Source organism: [Phormidium] sp. LEGE 05292 (assembly GCF_015207735.1).
Taxonomy (GTDB): Bacteria; Cyanobacteriota; Cyanobacteriia; order Cyanobacteriales; family Aerosakkonemataceae; genus Floridanema.
Genome location: NZ_JADEWG010000148.1, coordinates 1 through 14,950 on the forward strand (window position 1 = coordinate 1; position 14,950 = coordinate 14,950).

15 protein-coding genes, 1 rRNA gene and 1 pseudogene are annotated in these 14,950 nt (G+C 39.8%); 10 read left to right on the plus strand and 7 right to left on the minus strand.

The features are described from left to right. Positions 1–14 precede the first annotated feature (14 nt). Positions 15–563 (minus strand): DUF2854 domain-containing protein, encoded by a 549-nt coding sequence (locus tag IQ264_RS26570; protein ID WP_193984586.1) that lies wholly within the window; start codon positions 561–563, stop codon positions 15–17. 182 nt (positions 564–745) lie between these two features. On the opposite strand from IQ264_RS26570, the gene IQ264_RS26575 reads away from it, so the two are divergent. After that, positions 746–1,003: a hypothetical protein gene (locus IQ264_RS26575; RefSeq protein ID WP_193984589.1), complete on the plus strand. Its 258-nt coding sequence runs from the start codon at positions 746–748 to the stop codon at positions 1,001–1,003. 52 nt (positions 1,004–1,055) lie between these two features. After that, entirely contained in the window at positions 1,056–1,238 is a 183-nt protein-coding gene (locus IQ264_RS26580) for a hypothetical protein (RefSeq protein WP_193984611.1), read from the plus strand. Here IQ264_RS26580 and IQ264_RS26585 read toward each other — a convergent pair. From IQ264_RS26585 to IQ264_RS26600, 4 genes are all read right to left on the minus strand, one after another. Beyond that, positions 1,235–1,669, minus strand: a complete 435-nt coding sequence (locus IQ264_RS26585) for a response regulator (RefSeq protein ID WP_193984591.1) — start codon at positions 1,667–1,669, stop codon at positions 1,235–1,237. The two genes, IQ264_RS26580 and IQ264_RS26585, sit on opposite strands and share 4 nt — an antisense overlap. A gap of 342 nt (positions 1,670–2,011) precedes the next feature. Beyond that, a complete protein-coding gene (ppk1, locus tag IQ264_RS26590) occupies positions 2,012–4,147 on the minus strand; it encodes a polyphosphate kinase 1 (RefSeq protein ID WP_193984593.1) in 2,136 nt (711 codons plus the stop codon). 260 nt (positions 4,148–4,407) lie between these two features. Continuing rightward, positions 4,408–4,620, minus strand: coding sequence for a hypothetical protein (locus tag IQ264_RS26595; RefSeq protein WP_193984595.1), 213 nt, complete (start codon positions 4,618–4,620; stop codon positions 4,408–4,410). A 90-nt stretch (positions 4,621–4,710) separates the two neighbouring features. Next, positions 4,711–5,307: a superoxide dismutase gene (locus IQ264_RS26600; RefSeq protein WP_193984597.1), complete on the minus strand. Its 597-nt coding sequence runs from the start codon at positions 5,305–5,307 to the stop codon at positions 4,711–4,713. Between the two features lie 347 nt (positions 5,308–5,654). Here IQ264_RS26600 and IQ264_RS26605 point away from each other — a divergent pair, with 347 nt between their 5' ends. Further along, on the plus strand, positions 5,655–6,281 hold the full coding sequence (locus tag IQ264_RS26605) for a response regulator transcription factor (protein ID WP_322744813.1): 627 nt from the start codon (positions 5,655–5,657) through the stop codon (positions 6,279–6,281). Positions 6,282–6,283: 2 nt separating this feature from the next. Then, positions 6,284–8,260 carry a ShlB/FhaC/HecB family hemolysin secretion/activation protein gene (locus IQ264_RS26610; RefSeq protein WP_228061840.1) on the plus strand — a complete coding sequence of 659 codons (1,977 nt, stop codon included), beginning with the start codon at positions 6,284–6,286 and terminating at the stop codon, positions 8,258–8,260. Positions 8,261–8,539: 279 nt separating this feature from the next. On the opposite strand, the gene gvpA is transcribed toward IQ264_RS26610, so the two are convergent. Further along, positions 8,540–8,755, minus strand: coding sequence for a gas vesicle structural protein GvpA (gene gvpA, locus IQ264_RS26615; RefSeq protein ID WP_193980327.1), 216 nt, complete (start codon positions 8,753–8,755; stop codon positions 8,540–8,542). Between the two features lie 1,063 nt (positions 8,756–9,818). Here gvpA and IQ264_RS26620 point away from each other — a divergent pair. From IQ264_RS26620 to IQ264_RS26645, 6 genes and pseudogenes are all read left to right on the plus strand, one after another. Next, a complete protein-coding gene (locus IQ264_RS26620; protein WP_193984601.1) occupies positions 9,819–10,139 on the plus strand; it encodes a hypothetical protein in 321 nt (106 codons plus the stop codon). Positions 10,140–10,513: 374 nt separating this feature from the next. Then, positions 10,514–11,032, plus strand: a complete 519-nt coding sequence (locus tag IQ264_RS26625; RefSeq protein ID WP_193984603.1) for an adenine phosphoribosyltransferase — start codon at positions 10,514–10,516, stop codon at positions 11,030–11,032. Positions 11,033–11,058: 26 nt separating this feature from the next. Next, positions 11,059–12,123, plus strand: a complete 1,065-nt coding sequence (locus IQ264_RS26630) for an ABC transporter permease (protein WP_193984605.1) — start codon at positions 11,059–11,061, stop codon at positions 12,121–12,123. A 161-nt stretch (positions 12,124–12,284) separates the two neighbouring features. After that, positions 12,285–12,581, plus strand: coding sequence for a hypothetical protein (locus IQ264_RS26635; protein ID WP_193984607.1), 297 nt, complete (start codon positions 12,285–12,287; stop codon positions 12,579–12,581). Between the two features lie 188 nt (positions 12,582–12,769). Then, on the plus strand, positions 12,770–13,135 hold the full coding sequence (locus IQ264_RS26640) for a low temperature-induced protein (RefSeq protein ID WP_193984609.1): 366 nt from the start codon (positions 12,770–12,772) through the stop codon (positions 13,133–13,135). Positions 13,136–13,253: 118 nt separating this feature from the next. Further along, positions 13,254–14,428: pseudogene (locus tag IQ264_RS26645) on the plus strand (ISL3 family transposase). 310 nt (positions 14,429–14,738) lie between these two features. Here the strand turns inward: IQ264_RS26645 and rrf are convergent. Further along, positions 14,739–14,856: ribosomal RNA gene (gene rrf, locus IQ264_RS26650) — 5S ribosomal RNA — on the minus strand. Between the last annotated feature and the right edge of the window lie 94 nt (positions 14,857–14,950).

The window sequence follows — 14,950 nt, forward strand, 5'->3', positions numbered from 1 at the left end:
CCCCAGTCCCCACTTCACCCTGGCGATGCGATTAAAGATAACTCAATCCGATTATCTTCTGGCTGATGCAATTTAGCTTTAATGCCAGGGCCAAAAAAACTCTCGATTTTCGTTAGTTGTTCTTCCCACACCTTTAACGGCAGTAACGGTGAATCAAACTCCAGCACTAAAGTATAAGCACCGTTGACTTCCGTTTCCCGTATCCCGGTAACTTGTGGTCTTTTTTCTTCCGTAGGGCTTAAACCCACTTGACCCAAAGCCCTATCTAAATGGGCATCTTGTCCGTATTTATAACCAGTCAAGTCCTTACGCAGCTTGGTTTGAGTTTTAGTCGCTTGCTGGTTTCGCAGTTCCAGAATGTTTGGCTCAGTAGGTTGAGAGAAAGGTATAGGTTTTAGTTCCGAACCCTTAAGTGCCAGTCCCCCTAGTAACAGTGGAAACCCGTAAAAGAATCCCACTAGATTCAAGGTAGGATTATTGGCAAAATAAGCGATGAAACCCACAACCGTTAAAATACCTCCCAGGCTCATTCCTAAAGTTGCCAATGAAGTTTGACGTAACATAGTGTTAGGTAGTTGAATCGGTAATTTTTATTATTCTCTATATCTGTAACTCAGGTTAAGGTTCTGAGATTATTACCGAACAGCTACCTTTGCGAGAATTGATTTTTGGATAAACAGCCAAAAAGAGCCTCTGGAGTTATTGTCATTCACTATTTTTGATATTTTAATTACTCAAATCTCCTATGAACCCTAACGGAAACAGCCCCGAAACTCAAGAACGTACTATTCTCGAACAGATTAACTCACTCAAGCGGGAAGATGAAACGCTTTATAACATATTGGCGGTAGATGTCTGGGCACTGGCTAAAACTATGGATGAATTTCACCCAGGCTTTTGGGCTGCTTTCATGAAAAATCGGGAAAAAGCTTTGAAGCGCTTTATTGCCGAAACAGTCAAAAATAAGCCCAAGGATGATGAAAGACCACCTTTCCTACGATAGACTTGAATTTATTATTTGATTAGCACTTTTGAATAGCACTAACTATAAGATGATCGACCCCCAGACCCTCAAAGAGCGCATTTCTGTGATTGAAAGCAAACGCGAAACCTTGTTGCTGCTTCTGGAGCAACCAGATTTAGGCACTCTTAGAATAGATGTTAATCAAGCACTAGAAGAGATAGACGACCTGATCGAAGAATTTAAACGGACTTTTCCAGAATCGGAAACGATTTAACCGTTTATTTCCATCTTTACGGCGGAGTTAGTAGGGGAATCAGCCTTTTGAGCTAATTCGGTTACTAGCTCAACTAGTTCTTGGGTAGCTGTTTCTTTGCTACAAAAGGCATCGAAATTAGATTTTTGTTGGAGAGCGATCGCTTGCTTCTCCTCCATTGCTGAATAAGCTATGATTTGCGTTTCTGGGTCGATGCTTTTGATATAGCTCGAAGCACTCCACCCATCCATAACAGGCATATGGAGATCCAGGATAATCACATCTGGGTGATGGGATTCCACCATTTTAATAGCCTCTTGTCCATTGCTAGCCAAGCCAACCAATTGGATATTTTTTTGGCTAGAGAGTGCTAGTTTGAGGCTGAGACGAGTTAGTTCATGATCGTCAACCACTAGAACACGGACACTCGACGGATCGTAGTATGACAACATTTCCTCTCAAAAGTTTCTCAACAGTTGGTGTATTATTCCACTAGTTTACGCTGGTTAACAATTTATTTCCTCTACCATTTGAATGAATATAGCCAAGAGAATTAGCGTTTGTTTTTTGAAGAAATTGTCAACTCAAAAAACACTCAGTTTTTGCCAGTCTTGAAGCCATAAAATTAGATTTTATGCAATATAGACAAGCAAAAAAGAGATTTTTTAAACTATCTTTTTCTCTATATTGCCCTGGAATCACATTTTTGCAAATCAGTGAATTTAAGGAGATTAATAGGGGAAAACCCGGAATTACTGACCCGGTTATCCCGTATTATCACTTAAATGCTTGGTTTAACTCCCTGAATTGTTAGCCATTTCCATCAGAGTTTTTTGAGCGCTTTGCTCTTGGAGATTGTCAGAGGGACGACGTTGAATATAACTGCCGTCGGATTGTAATTCCCAAGCTTGGCGATTGTCAGAAAGCATAATTCCTAAAATTTCCTGCAAATCTTTAGAAAGATTTAAGTCTTCTACTGGAGTAACAGCTTCTACCCGTCGAGTGAGGTTTCGATTCATCCAATCAGCACTACCAATATAAACTTCTTCCTGACCACCATTTTGGAAATAAAAAATGCGGGAATGTTCCAAGAACCTACCCACAATGCTAATTACACGAATATTTTCGCTCACATCTGGGAGTCCCGGACGCAGACAACAAATCCCCCTGATGATCAAATCAATTTCTACACCTGCACGGGAAGCTTCGTAGAGTTTAGCAATAATTTGCGGGTCTACTAAAGCATTCATTTTGGCGACAATGCGACCAGAAAGACCATTTTGGCAATGTTCAATTTCTCGGTGGATTAAGGCGATCATGCGATCGCGCAAATTTACAGGCGCAACCAACAACTTCCGGTAAGACCTCTGGCGCGAATAACCAGTCAAATAATTAAACAAATCCGTCAAATCCGCACCCAACTCTTCCCGACAAGTCAACAAACCCAAATCCGTATACAAACCCGCCGTCTTAGGATTGTAATTACCCGTCCCAATATGCACATAACGGCGAATATGATTCTCTTCCCGACGCACCACCAACACTACTTTTGTATGAGTTTTTAAACCCACCAAACCATAAACAACATGAACACCCGCTTGCTCTAACTTTTTAGCCCAAAGAATGTTATTTTCCTCATCAAATCGAGCCTTAAGTTCCACCAATACTGCCACCTGCTTACCATTTTCCGCCGCCGCAATTAAAGCCTGAACAATTGGTGAATCCCCCGAAGTTCGATAAAGCGTCATTTTAATTGCCAAAACATTCGGATCGTGCGCCGCCTGCGTAATAAAACGCTGTACTGTAGCAGCAAATGATTGATAAGGATGATGAACTAATAAATCTCGTTGCGAAATCAAATCAAAAATATTTTCCCCATCCTCACCAATTTCTGCAAGACGACGAAAACGTAGCGGTATTACTGGTGTCCAAGAAGAGTCTTTTAACTCTGGAAGCGGTAATTGCATAAAAGACATTAAATCCCGCAATCCCAGTAAACTATTCACATCATAAACATCATTTTCACTAAGATCTAATTCCTGTACCAAAGTATGTCGTACCCAATCCGAAGCAGTAGCATCAATTTCCAAACGTACTGCCGATCCTCCGATGCGACGCTTGCGAAGTTCTTGCTCGATCGCTATTAATAAATCATCCGCTTCATCTTCTTGTAAAGCCAAATCCGAATTCCGAGTAATACGGAAAGGATAACATTCTTGTACATTCATTCCGGGAAACAAAGAAGCCAAATTATGAGCAATTACCTGCTCCAAAGGTACACCGATCCAAACTAAAGGTTGCCCTTCCATTTGCAACCTTAACGCTTCCGGCAACACCACAAATCGAGGTAACATTTGTGGCACTTTCACCCTAGCAAAAAGTTCCTCTTTAGTTTCAGGGTCTTGAATCACCACAGCCAAATTTAGACTAAGATTTGAAATATGAGGAAAAGGATGTCCAGGATCGACAGCTAAAGGTGTAAGTACCGGAAAAATTTGCTCATCAAAGTAGTTTTGTAAATAAATTCTTTGCTCCTGGTTCAAGTCCACATAATCCAGGATTTGCACTCCATGTTTTGCCAACAAAGGACGTAACTCATGTTCAAAATGTTGATGCTGAAGTTCTACTAAAGGTCTCAATCTTTGGCAAATAGCTGTTAATTGTTCTGTGGTAGACATTCCATCAGGACTCAGCTTAGTTACTTGCGCTTCTAACTGTTCTCGTAGAGCAGCAATTCGCACCATGAAAAACTCGTCTAAATTCGAGCTAAAAATCGCCAAAAACTTTAATCTTTCAATTAAGGGAGTTCTTTCGTCTAGTCCTTCGTGTAAAACTCGGTAATTAAACTCCAACCAGCTGAGTTCCCGATTGAAATAGTATTGTGGATCTTTGAGATTGATTTCTGTTGTTGTGTTTTTGGTTTTCGTCATAAAGATAGATAAAAAATTAGGTAGTAAGTAGTGGGTACTAGGTTAATAGTAGTCATCTTTGGTTAGGATAAGTTATGAACTACTTACTGGAAATGCTAAATTGCTGGAATTTTAACTTAACACTTCTGTCTGTACTCCTTGATTAAGGGTAGATTACCTTTAACAGGTTAGGGAAAGGTTAAAAGAAAAATGAAGAAGGGTAAAGAAAAGTCAAAACCCTTACACCTTAACCGTGCAGTACTTACTACCTAAATTGCACTCTAAGCGCCAAACACTTCATCTTCTTTGCCAATCCACCATTCACCCAAGTTCATTAAATCCTGATGAATGTCAGCTAGTCTTTGAGCATACACTTCTGGGGAAAGGTCTGCACGACTTTCTTCCAGTTTTTTCAATCGCAGTTGTACCAACAGCCAGGACTTAGAAATACTGTCTGTTGTTTCTAGATATTGTGCTAGTTCTTGGCTATCCATAATATTGAATTAAGTTGAAACCTACCTATTATTAAAGACAGCCACGTTTTTATTCGTGACTGTCCAGATTTGTATTGAACTCAGAAGCTATTAAGCAGCTTTAGAGAAGTTCTCGGCTGCAAAATCCCAGTTAACCAAGTGATCTAGGAAAGTAGCAATAAAGTCAGGGCGCTTGTTTTGGTAATCCAAGTAGTAAGCGTGTTCCCACACATCCAAAGTCAGCAGAGGGGTTTGTCCGTGAACTACTGGGTTTTCTGCGTTAGGGGTTTTGGTCACTTTTAGAGTACCGTTGTCCAATACTAGCCAAGCCCAGCCACTACCAAATTGAGTAGCCGCAGCGGTTTTGAATTCTTCTTTGAATTTGTCGAAACTGCCGAAGTCTGCATTGATTTTGTCAGCTAATGCGCCACTAGGAGTACCGCCGCCACCTGGTTTCATGGATTGCCAGAAGAAGTTGTGGTTCCATACTTGCCCAGCATTGTTGAAAATGGGAGTTTTACTTTCTTTGAAAGAGGTAACGACGATCTCTTCTAGAGGTTTGTCAGCGAGTTCGGTGCCTTCAATTAATTTGTTGAGGTTGGTAACGTAAGCGGCATGGTGCTTGCCATAGTGGAAGGAAAAGGTGTTCGCTGACATATATGGCTCTAGGGCAGTATCGGCATAAGGTAAAGCAATCTGATAACCCATTGTGTTCTGTCCTCTCTTTTCGCTTTTTATTTCTGAGCTAGTAGAAAAGCTGCTCTGCAACTCACGGGTTTTTGCTCAGATAAAACCCAAACTTATGATAGAACTTTATATCAAAAGTCGAAAGATGGTGGGGCAAGGGAGACAAGGGGACAAGGGGACAAGGGGACAAGGGGACAAGGAGAAATTTTTCCTTCTGCCTTCTACCTTGGAGCCTTTCTTATTAGATCGGATAGACTATTTTGCAGATTCAGTACGATTCCCGAAACCTCTTTTTGCAATGGGTTATAAATATGTCTCCTGAAACATCACCCCCCGAAAATACTTCTCCTAATTCTGCTTTTGTGCCGATTCGAGTGTTGATTGTGGAAGATGATCCGATGATGCTGTTAGGGTTGGAGCAGTCGTTGGCGGATCATCCGCAGGTTAATTTGGTGGGACAAGCTGAAGATGGTTATTTGGGGGTACAAGAGGCGATCAAACTGAAGCCTGATGTGGTAGTGATGGATATTGGATTGCCACGACTTGATGGGATTGCGGCGACGCAACAGATTAAGGCGGCTTTGCCGGGGGTGCGAGTGGTGATGTTGACTTCGCACACGGCGGAAACTGAGGTGATTGCGGCGCTTTCTAGTGGTGCGGATGCTTATTGTATTAAGGGTGCGAGTGTGGAACAGTTGTTAACTGCGATCGCAGCTGCTACCGAAGGCGCTACTTACCTCGATCCGCAAATTGCCCGCAAAGTCATCGAGCATCTGAAACCACCTTCTCCTACAGGAAATTTAGCAAATTTATCTCAACGCGAGCTAGAAGTTCTGAAATTAATGGTAGAGGGCTACAGCAATCCCCAAATTGCCGAAGCTCTCTATCTAAGCCCGAATACGGTCAAAACTCATGTTCGTGGCATAATGAACAAGCTGTCTGTTGACGATCGGGTTCAGGCAGCCGTTGTAGCTCTGCGTGCAGGAATTGTCTAGGTATGTGGAAGCTGTTAAGTATCTTATTTTCTTGTCTGTGTTTTAGTAATGTCCTATTGCCAAACATGGCATTGGGGGCAGTGGGGCAGGTGAATACAGGGGCAGGTGAATACAGGGGCAGGGGAGCAGAGGGGCAGGGTAGACAACGCAAAACTTTCTCTGTCACTCAAAACTCTGTAGGGGCAGGTTTATCTAGACATTCTGTTGGTATTGTTTTATCAATGAAAAAACCCGCTCTTACAACTCAAAATGTGCTAGGCACCGCTACGCTAACAAAACTATCTTCTGAGTCCCTAATCCCAAGTAATCTAGTAGTGCAAAATTCTGCGCCGCAGCTGCCGAATGTGCCGCCGCCGAATTTGCAACCGCGCCCTAATACCGATCGTTTTATCCAACCCGCACCATTAATTCCCCCGACTACGCCAGATCCGCTAGCGCCTATTTTAGAAACGCCTATACCAACACCTACTCAACCTGAATCACCAATTAGGATTCAAGTGCAGAAAGTTGAGGTGACGGGTAATACAATTTTGAGTAATGAAATTAATGCAATTACTAGACCTTTAGAAGGTAAAGAAGTATCGATCGCAGACTTAGGCAAAGTTGCTGATGCCATTACTCAACTTTATGTAGAACGTGGCTATATTACTTCAAGAGCAGTGCTACCAGACCAAAAAATTACTGATGGGGTGGTGCGAATTTTAGTAATTGAAGGCAGTTTAGAAAAAATTGAAATTGAAGGAAATCGCAGGTTAAATGCTTCTTATATTCGCAGTCGAGTGCGCTTAGGAGTTGGTCAACCACTAAACAGTGCTAAGTTAGAAGATCAATTAAGATTATTGCGGTTTAATCCTTTATTTAAAAATGTTGAGGCTAGTTTACGTCCAGGAAATCAACAGGGACAAAGTATTTTAGTAGTCAGAGTGACAGAAGCAAGTCCGTTTACTGGTTCTACTTTAACAATTGATAATTATTCACCGCCTAGTATTGGTTCGGAAAGATATGGTGGTAATCTATTTGTGCGGAATATTAGCGGGATTGGAGATATACTTTTTGCTTCTTATTTTCGCTCAACTACTGGCGGATCTAATGTTTTCGACTTTTCCTATACTGTGCCGATTAATGCAATGGATGGAACATTGCAATTGCGGGCTGCGCCGAATTATTATCAAGTTACTCAGCCAGAGTTTAAAGATTTAGATATTAGTGGTAAGGCCGAACTTTATGAGTTTAGTTATCGGCAACCGTTAATTCGTTCGCCTCGCGAAGAATTCGCTTTATCTGTAGCTTTTACTTATCGCAACGGTCAAACTTTTTTGGCTGATGACCCTTTTCCTTTCGGTTTTGGCCCTGATGAAGAAGGCAGAACTCGCACTAGTGTTATTGGTTTTGGTCAGGATTATGTGCGACGAGATGTGCAGGGGGCGACGGCATTGCGATCGCTCTTTAGTTTTGGTTTTGATGCTTTAAATGCTACAATCAATCCCGATCCAATCCCCGATGGGCGATTTTTTAGTTGGCTCGCTCAAGCCCAAAGAGTCCAAAAAATTAGTAACAACAATGTATTAATTTTACAAGGAGATTTACAACTAACACCCAATAGTTTATTACCATCTCAACAATTTGTAATTGGTGGTGGTCAATCGATTCGTGGGTATCGGCAAAATGCGCGTTCAGGTGATAACGGTTTTCGTGTTTCTATAGAAGACAGAATTATTTTGAGTCGAGACAAAACAGGGAGAGAAATCTTTCAATTAGCACCATTTGTAGATTTAGGTAAAGTTTGGAATAACCCAGATAATCCTAATACAATTCCCATTCGCACATTTTTAGCTGGGGCGGGTTTTGGTATATTATGGGAACCAATTCCTGGATTAAATTTACGAGTTGATTACGGCATACCTTTGAGCTATATTCGCGATCGCGGAGACAATGCCCAAGATCATGGTTTTTACTTCCAAGTCTTTTATCGATTTTAGTTTTTTGCTAGTACGCACAAATGTAGCGATACTGCTATCAGCCGCTCTCGTGATGACTAAAACATTAACAGAAAGAGGGTTTCGCCACTCAATTTCCAGATGGTTTACCCTCAAGTTCTTTCTTTGAATTGAGTAGTTAAATGAAACTTCTGCTTTCTTTGTTCCTTGCTCGTGTAACGCGGCATTGACTGATCTCGGAACGTTAGAAAAAGCAGAAGTTTACTCAGCATTTAATTGTCCTAAACTCACAATCCATAGATTGTAGAACTATCTACTCTCTTATGCAGGCATTGCAGCCGATTGAGTTAAACCAACGGCTTCTGCATACTTCAAATAAGTTTCCACAGAAGCAATGACAACACGAGCTTCGATCGCTAACAATTCAATACCAACCAGCGAAACACGCGCCCATGCGTCAATAACAATACCTTTGTCTAAAATGCGATCGATAACTTCGGCTAAACTAGAAGAAGAATTTGTCTTTTCAACAGCCATGATTTTGTACCTTTACTCATTGTTGTTTTTGTTGTTAATCGGTGCGAGGCGTTTGCCTTTGCTTCCGACAATATGAATCTATCAATTTTATTTTTGCTTGTAAAGAGGTGAGAGCTAAATTTATTGCTAACAAATGTAAACCAAATCACTGTAATACTGCTATTATTTATATTATTAAATATTATTTTTCCGTACCATTAGTGACTTTAAGTTTAATTTTTTTTAAGGATTTACTGACACGCTAGTTATACACTTGACATTTTTTGTGTAATATACATATACCATAATATATAGTTTTTGGCGAATAACCAAACCACATAAAATCTAAATGATTTACGAACAATATACCTACCTATTCAAGTTATAAAAAGTAAAATTTTAATGATTAGCTAAAAACTAAATATACTTAAAAATAACTCTCCTATTATCAAGGAGAATTAGCATATAAAACATCCCGTCTGATTCTTAGCTAAGAAGCTATGGAGCTTTTCTACATTTTTTCATCTTTTACTATTTCTGACTTAGACTGGCATTTGATATTTGGTGATTTTTTTATCTATATTGGCAACCGACAGCAGCACATAGTAACTTTAAAATAACAATCTGTTTATATTTGAAATAGAATTCCTATATTGTTCTTTTATTAATCTGTAAAGATTATTGGCTCTCCCGTAGATACAGTGATAAGTAAACTTAATTAATCAATTACTTACTCCGCAAGCATTCCCAGTCCCCTTGAACCAGGGTTTTCCACTACAAGTACGGAAAAGCCATCTTATTTCAGAACTTTTGTGATCCGATATCAGGCTTTTCACGGAAGTTTTTCAGAAAAATCTCAGTACTTATAGCACCAGTCCAGTCAAATAGATTGACAAAAACTACAAATAATGGTATTAGAAAAACTTTTAAAGTCTGTGCAAGATAGTCACATTTCTTAATGTCGTGTTCTCGGACATTTTAAACAGGTCTTGAAACCTTTGTACTTTGGTTGCTATTGGTTAGGCAAAACTGATTAGGGATACAGTAACATAATGCTGTAAATAAAACAGATAAAAGGTGCTATATGCCCGAAAAACCTAAAAGACTACATTTAAGAGCGCTTGCACCATACGAAGATCGACTTTTATCTGCGCTAAGCTTCTTTAGAACCAAGCGACAAAAGACTACACAAGCCCACCACTGCCTGTCCATGTATCTGAGGCAATCAGAAGGCAGAATCCTTGGAGAAGTGGAATTCTACGCCAGAATGACTGAACTAGATAAGTATCAATTGCTTGAGCTTATCTATTCTGATCCCGATAAAGCCCAAAAGCTGATTGATGAAGCAACTGGGGTAAGTGTAGCTGATACTTTTGATCAAGATTCACACGAGATTGAAGAATAATTATTAGGAATTTCTACCTTGACAAAATAGGAAACCGCTGAAACTTGCCAGGGAATAATCGCAATATCAAGAGTTGCTAACTCATTTCCTCCCAGGTTGGTAATGTTATTGGATGGTTGAGTATTAATGCTAATTTATCTCCACAAAGTATCAATATTAGGCAAAATAAAATAACATTAATTGAAAGTTAATGTCGTTTTTCTTGAACTTTGCTACAGATGAATAATTTGAGTACGCCACTACGCGGAGGTTGATTTGTAGCAAAATTTTAGAGGATTGACATAAGTCCAACACCTATTTCATTGGCAAAAACTCAGCATTTCTGTCCATTTCCCGCTTATAATCTTGAGCGTAATCTGTAATTTTAGGCACCTATGGATTTAAAATCTCTAATTCGCGATATTCCTGATTTTCCCAAACCGGGAATTTTGTTTCGGGATATCACTACCTTGCTAAGAAACCCTGATGGATTGCGTCATACCGTTGATATTTTGACCCAACACTGCAAAGAAACTTTCAATCAGATTGATTATGTCGTAGGAATGGAGTCTCGTGGTTTTATCTTCGGGACACCTTTAGCTTATCAATTGGGTGCTGGTTTTATACCCGTTCGCAAACCTGGAAAACTACCCGCAGCTGTTTGTCGTGTGGAATATGAATTAGAGTATGGTGTAGACCGCTTAGAAATGCACGAAGATGCTTTGGGTTCAGGGAGTCGGGTTTTAATTGTAGATGACTTGATTGCTACAGGGGGAACCGCAGCTGCAACAGCACAATTGGTACAGCAAACTGGTTCAGAATTGCTGGGTTTTGCTTTTATTATTGAATTACAGGGTTTAGGCGGAAGAGAAAAACTTCCTGAAGTACCGATTGTGACGTTGATTGAATATTGAATCTAGTCACTATTTTGAGGTAAATAATGAGTTCTGCTAGGGGTTCTTCGCTTGTTAGAAGCTTTCAATTTGTCGGGGATAAACTATTAACGTTAATTCCCTCAGAAGATACGGCGTTGTATGTTATAAAGCGATTATTGCAAGCAGTGCTAACACTTTTATTAGCATCTGCTTTAAGTTTTGCCATTATTCAATTAGCGCCCGGAAGTTACTTGGATACTTTGCGCCAAAATCCCAAAATATCCCCAGAAAGAATTAACGAGTTAAAAATGCAATTTGGGTTGGATAAACCTTTAATTGTTCAGTATTTTTTGTGGTTGTGGGGAATTATTTCTCGTGGGGATTTTGGTCTGAGTTTTGCATACCAACGTCCGGTATCTGAATTGTTGTGGGAAAGAGTACCTGCTACGCTATGGTTAGCGATCGCTTCTTTAATTGTCACCTGGGGAATAGCCATTCCTCTTGGGATTATTGGTGCAGTTCACCAAAATCGTTTGTTAGATAAAGTCTTGCGCGTAATTAGTTACGCTGGACAAGCGGTTCCGACTTTAGTTATGGGTTTATTACTGCTAACTTTTGTCCAAAATATCTCTCCCTTATTTCCCGTAGGAAACATGACCAGCATCAATTATGCTGAACTCACTCCCTTCGGTAAATTCTTAGATATTATTTGGCATTCGGTTTTTCCTGTCCTAGCTTTAAGTATTACTGGTTTTGCTGGGTTACAACGCATTACTCGTGGCGAATTATTGGAAGTTCTGCGCCAAGATTATATCCAAACAGCCCGTGCCAAAGGTTTACCAGAAAACCGTGTAATTTATGTTCACGCTTTGCGAAATGCCATTAACCCATTAATTACTTTATTGGGTTTTGAATTCGCTGGGTTATTAAGTGGTTCTTTCATTGTGGAAAACTTTTTTAATTGGCCTGGTCTGGGACGGTTAATTTTACAAGCCGTAACAGCCAAAGATCTTTATTTAGTAATGGCAAGTCTCATGTTAGGTGCAGTTATGCTAATTATCGGGAATCTTTTGGCTGATTTAATGTTAAAAACTGCCGATCCCAGAATCAAGTTGGAAAACCTTAATTAGTTTATTTTGGTAGTAGGTAGTTGGCTTAAAAAATTGATAAGTTATAATTGTTAAGTTGGAAATTGGCAGTTTAGTTTAAAAGTCAAAACTTAAAACGTGCTACACACCCCTACGCTAACAAAACTTTTCCAACTACCAATTACCAATTACCAATATTTGCTATGTTCTCTCAAATCTATTACGTAATTCGTTCTACTGCTGATGGTCGCTATTTAGTTGCCCATCCAGAAAGCAATTCAGAAACAGCTACTCCAGCAGGTTATTTGTTGATGTTTTCTCAAGATTTTGAGGCGTTAAGTTATTTAAATACTCATGGTGCAGATGTAGCAAATCGGTTCGCGGTGGAATCTCTTCCAGGAAGTCAACTCAAAAATCTGCTAAAACGGTGGGGTTTTGCGGGTGTAGCCGTTGTGCGCGACCCACTTTTGCCAACCATTGAGTTTTTTGCCCAAATTTGAAGTTATTACTCCCTATTCCTTCTGGTTGAGTTTGAGTGGCAATTTTCACTGATACAGATATATCTAGCTACAGATGATAGGACGAGAAAAATATGAGCAAATAGTAGGAGGTTGCTGAAAAAAGCTTTTTTAGGCATTATCAACAACTACTTGTTAATTTTTAGTTTAATAGAGAGGAGAAGCCTACTATGTGCTTTATCAATTTTAATCTTTCCAATCTGGTGCGCCGATTTCGTTTTTTCGTGGCTGCTTGTGTCTGTGTTCTGCTAGTAATGTCATACACTTTACCTGCTTACAGTGCTACATCTAAACCCACTGAAGGCGAAGCAAACTTGTTAGAAATTGAAGGCAAGTCTCAAGATGCTATTTCTAGTAAAGACCCATCAGATTTCGGTTTGCACAAGCAAGTTAAGGAAACTAATCCTGGGTTGAATGAAATTCAAGGAACTGCTGATGCGGATAAGATGAAACGCCCAGAAAATACCTCAAAGAATACAAAGTCTGTTGAACAAATTATTGGCAACTCTTTGGAAAAAGTGACTGGTGAAAAGTAATACCAAAGTTTAATTACAATCGGCAATTAAAAAAGGGTAGGCTGAATGTCTACCCTTTGGGTCTTGCGAAATTATGGGGTAAAATGTAGTGATCACTACATTTTACCCGGAAAGAACGATGGACTTTCATCTAGATACCTTATTAAACTTACCGAACGTTACGGTTTTTACCGCTTATCAAAAAGAAGGATTCTTTATCCTAAAATTAGAGTTGTTAAACGAAGGAATTAACTGCCCATTCTGCGGACACTATACAGATAATCTGCATACGTGCTACGCACACGCTACGCGAACAAAATCGTCCAAATTTAGTCCGAGATTTAGCCATTTGTGGTCAAGGAGTTTACTTAGAAGTCCCCCGCCGACAATTTCATTGTCCTGGGTGTAAAAAAGCACCAACGGAATGGTTATCATTTAAAGAAATGGGACGGAATTACACGATTCGTTATGAAAATTATATCTATGAAAGAGTCAAAGAATTAACTATTGAACAAGTGAGCGAAAATGAACAATTAAGTCCTGACCAAGTAGAAAATATCTTTAAAAGAATCGCGCGTCAAAAAAAAAGACTGGGGAACTCCGTCACGCTTAAGCCTTGATGAATTTAGCCGAGAAAAGGGTAAAGGAAAATTTGTTACCGTAGTGAGTGATATTGATAAAAGTTCATTACTAGAAGTAATTGACTCCCATAAAAGTGAAGAGATAATCGAGGTGTTAAAGCAGCAGCCACAAGCTATTCGGGAGAATGTCAAGGAAGTGAGCGTTGATATGTGGGGCGGATTCCCCAAAGTAATTAAAGAAGTTTTCCCCAATGCTCTGATTGTTATTGATCGCTTTCATGTGATGAAACTAGTCAATAAAGCGCTCAACAAAATGCGCTTAAACTTAGAATTAAAAGGCTTAAAGAATCGCTGTCTACTTTTGAAGAATGAAGTGGATTTATCCAGGTCTGAAAAACTTGAATTAACTGACTTGCTCAAAGATTCGGCTTGTTTAGGAATAGCTTATGAACTCAAGGAGGAACTCCGCAATATTTATGAAACGAGTTCAACCGTAAAAATTGGATTTAAGCGGCTCAAAAGCTGGTTGAATTCTGCCCGGATTATTTTCGGAAAAGCTGTTGATATTATTGAGAAGCATCTTACAGAGATTAGCCATTATTTTGTGAGCAAAACAACTAGCGGAGTTATGGAAGGAATTAATAATAGAATTAAATTGATTATTCGCCAAAGCTATGGCTTTAAAACCTTTGAATCTTTGCGTGAAAAGCTGTTAGCTTGTTTATTTAAATAAGATTTACTTATCCCCATAAGTACGGGAGAGCCATCCGGGTTAAAAACTCCCGTTATAATGAGTAACGCCAGAAAAAGATGTACCTTTTGTAATTCCGGGGGTGACAACAGAGCCAAAAGTCATGAATACCAATAGTTTTAGCTTTTACTCTTCCCTTAAAATATAAGCAGACTTTGAGCATATTTAAGGACTATACAACGTATTAAAGTCGTTTTAGGCTCTCTCGTCTGCCTATTCATCGCCAATCAGCCTGTCAATAAGCTGAAACCCCCTTCTCTGTGAAAGGAGGTTTTTTGTCGATCAAGGTAAACCCTGGCACCTTGCTATTGTCCCAGGCAGCAACCCGCCAAGTATCTTCGCCGCAGCAACGTTTCACCACCGAGTTCGGGATGGAGTCGGTGTGGTTCCATTGCGCCCACAGCACCAGGAAAACTCGTCTGTTGGGTAAAGAAAACCCAGAAGACTGCATAGTAAAAAGAGAGTTAAGAAACTAGAAGTAGAACTTACCAAATAGTATGTGTA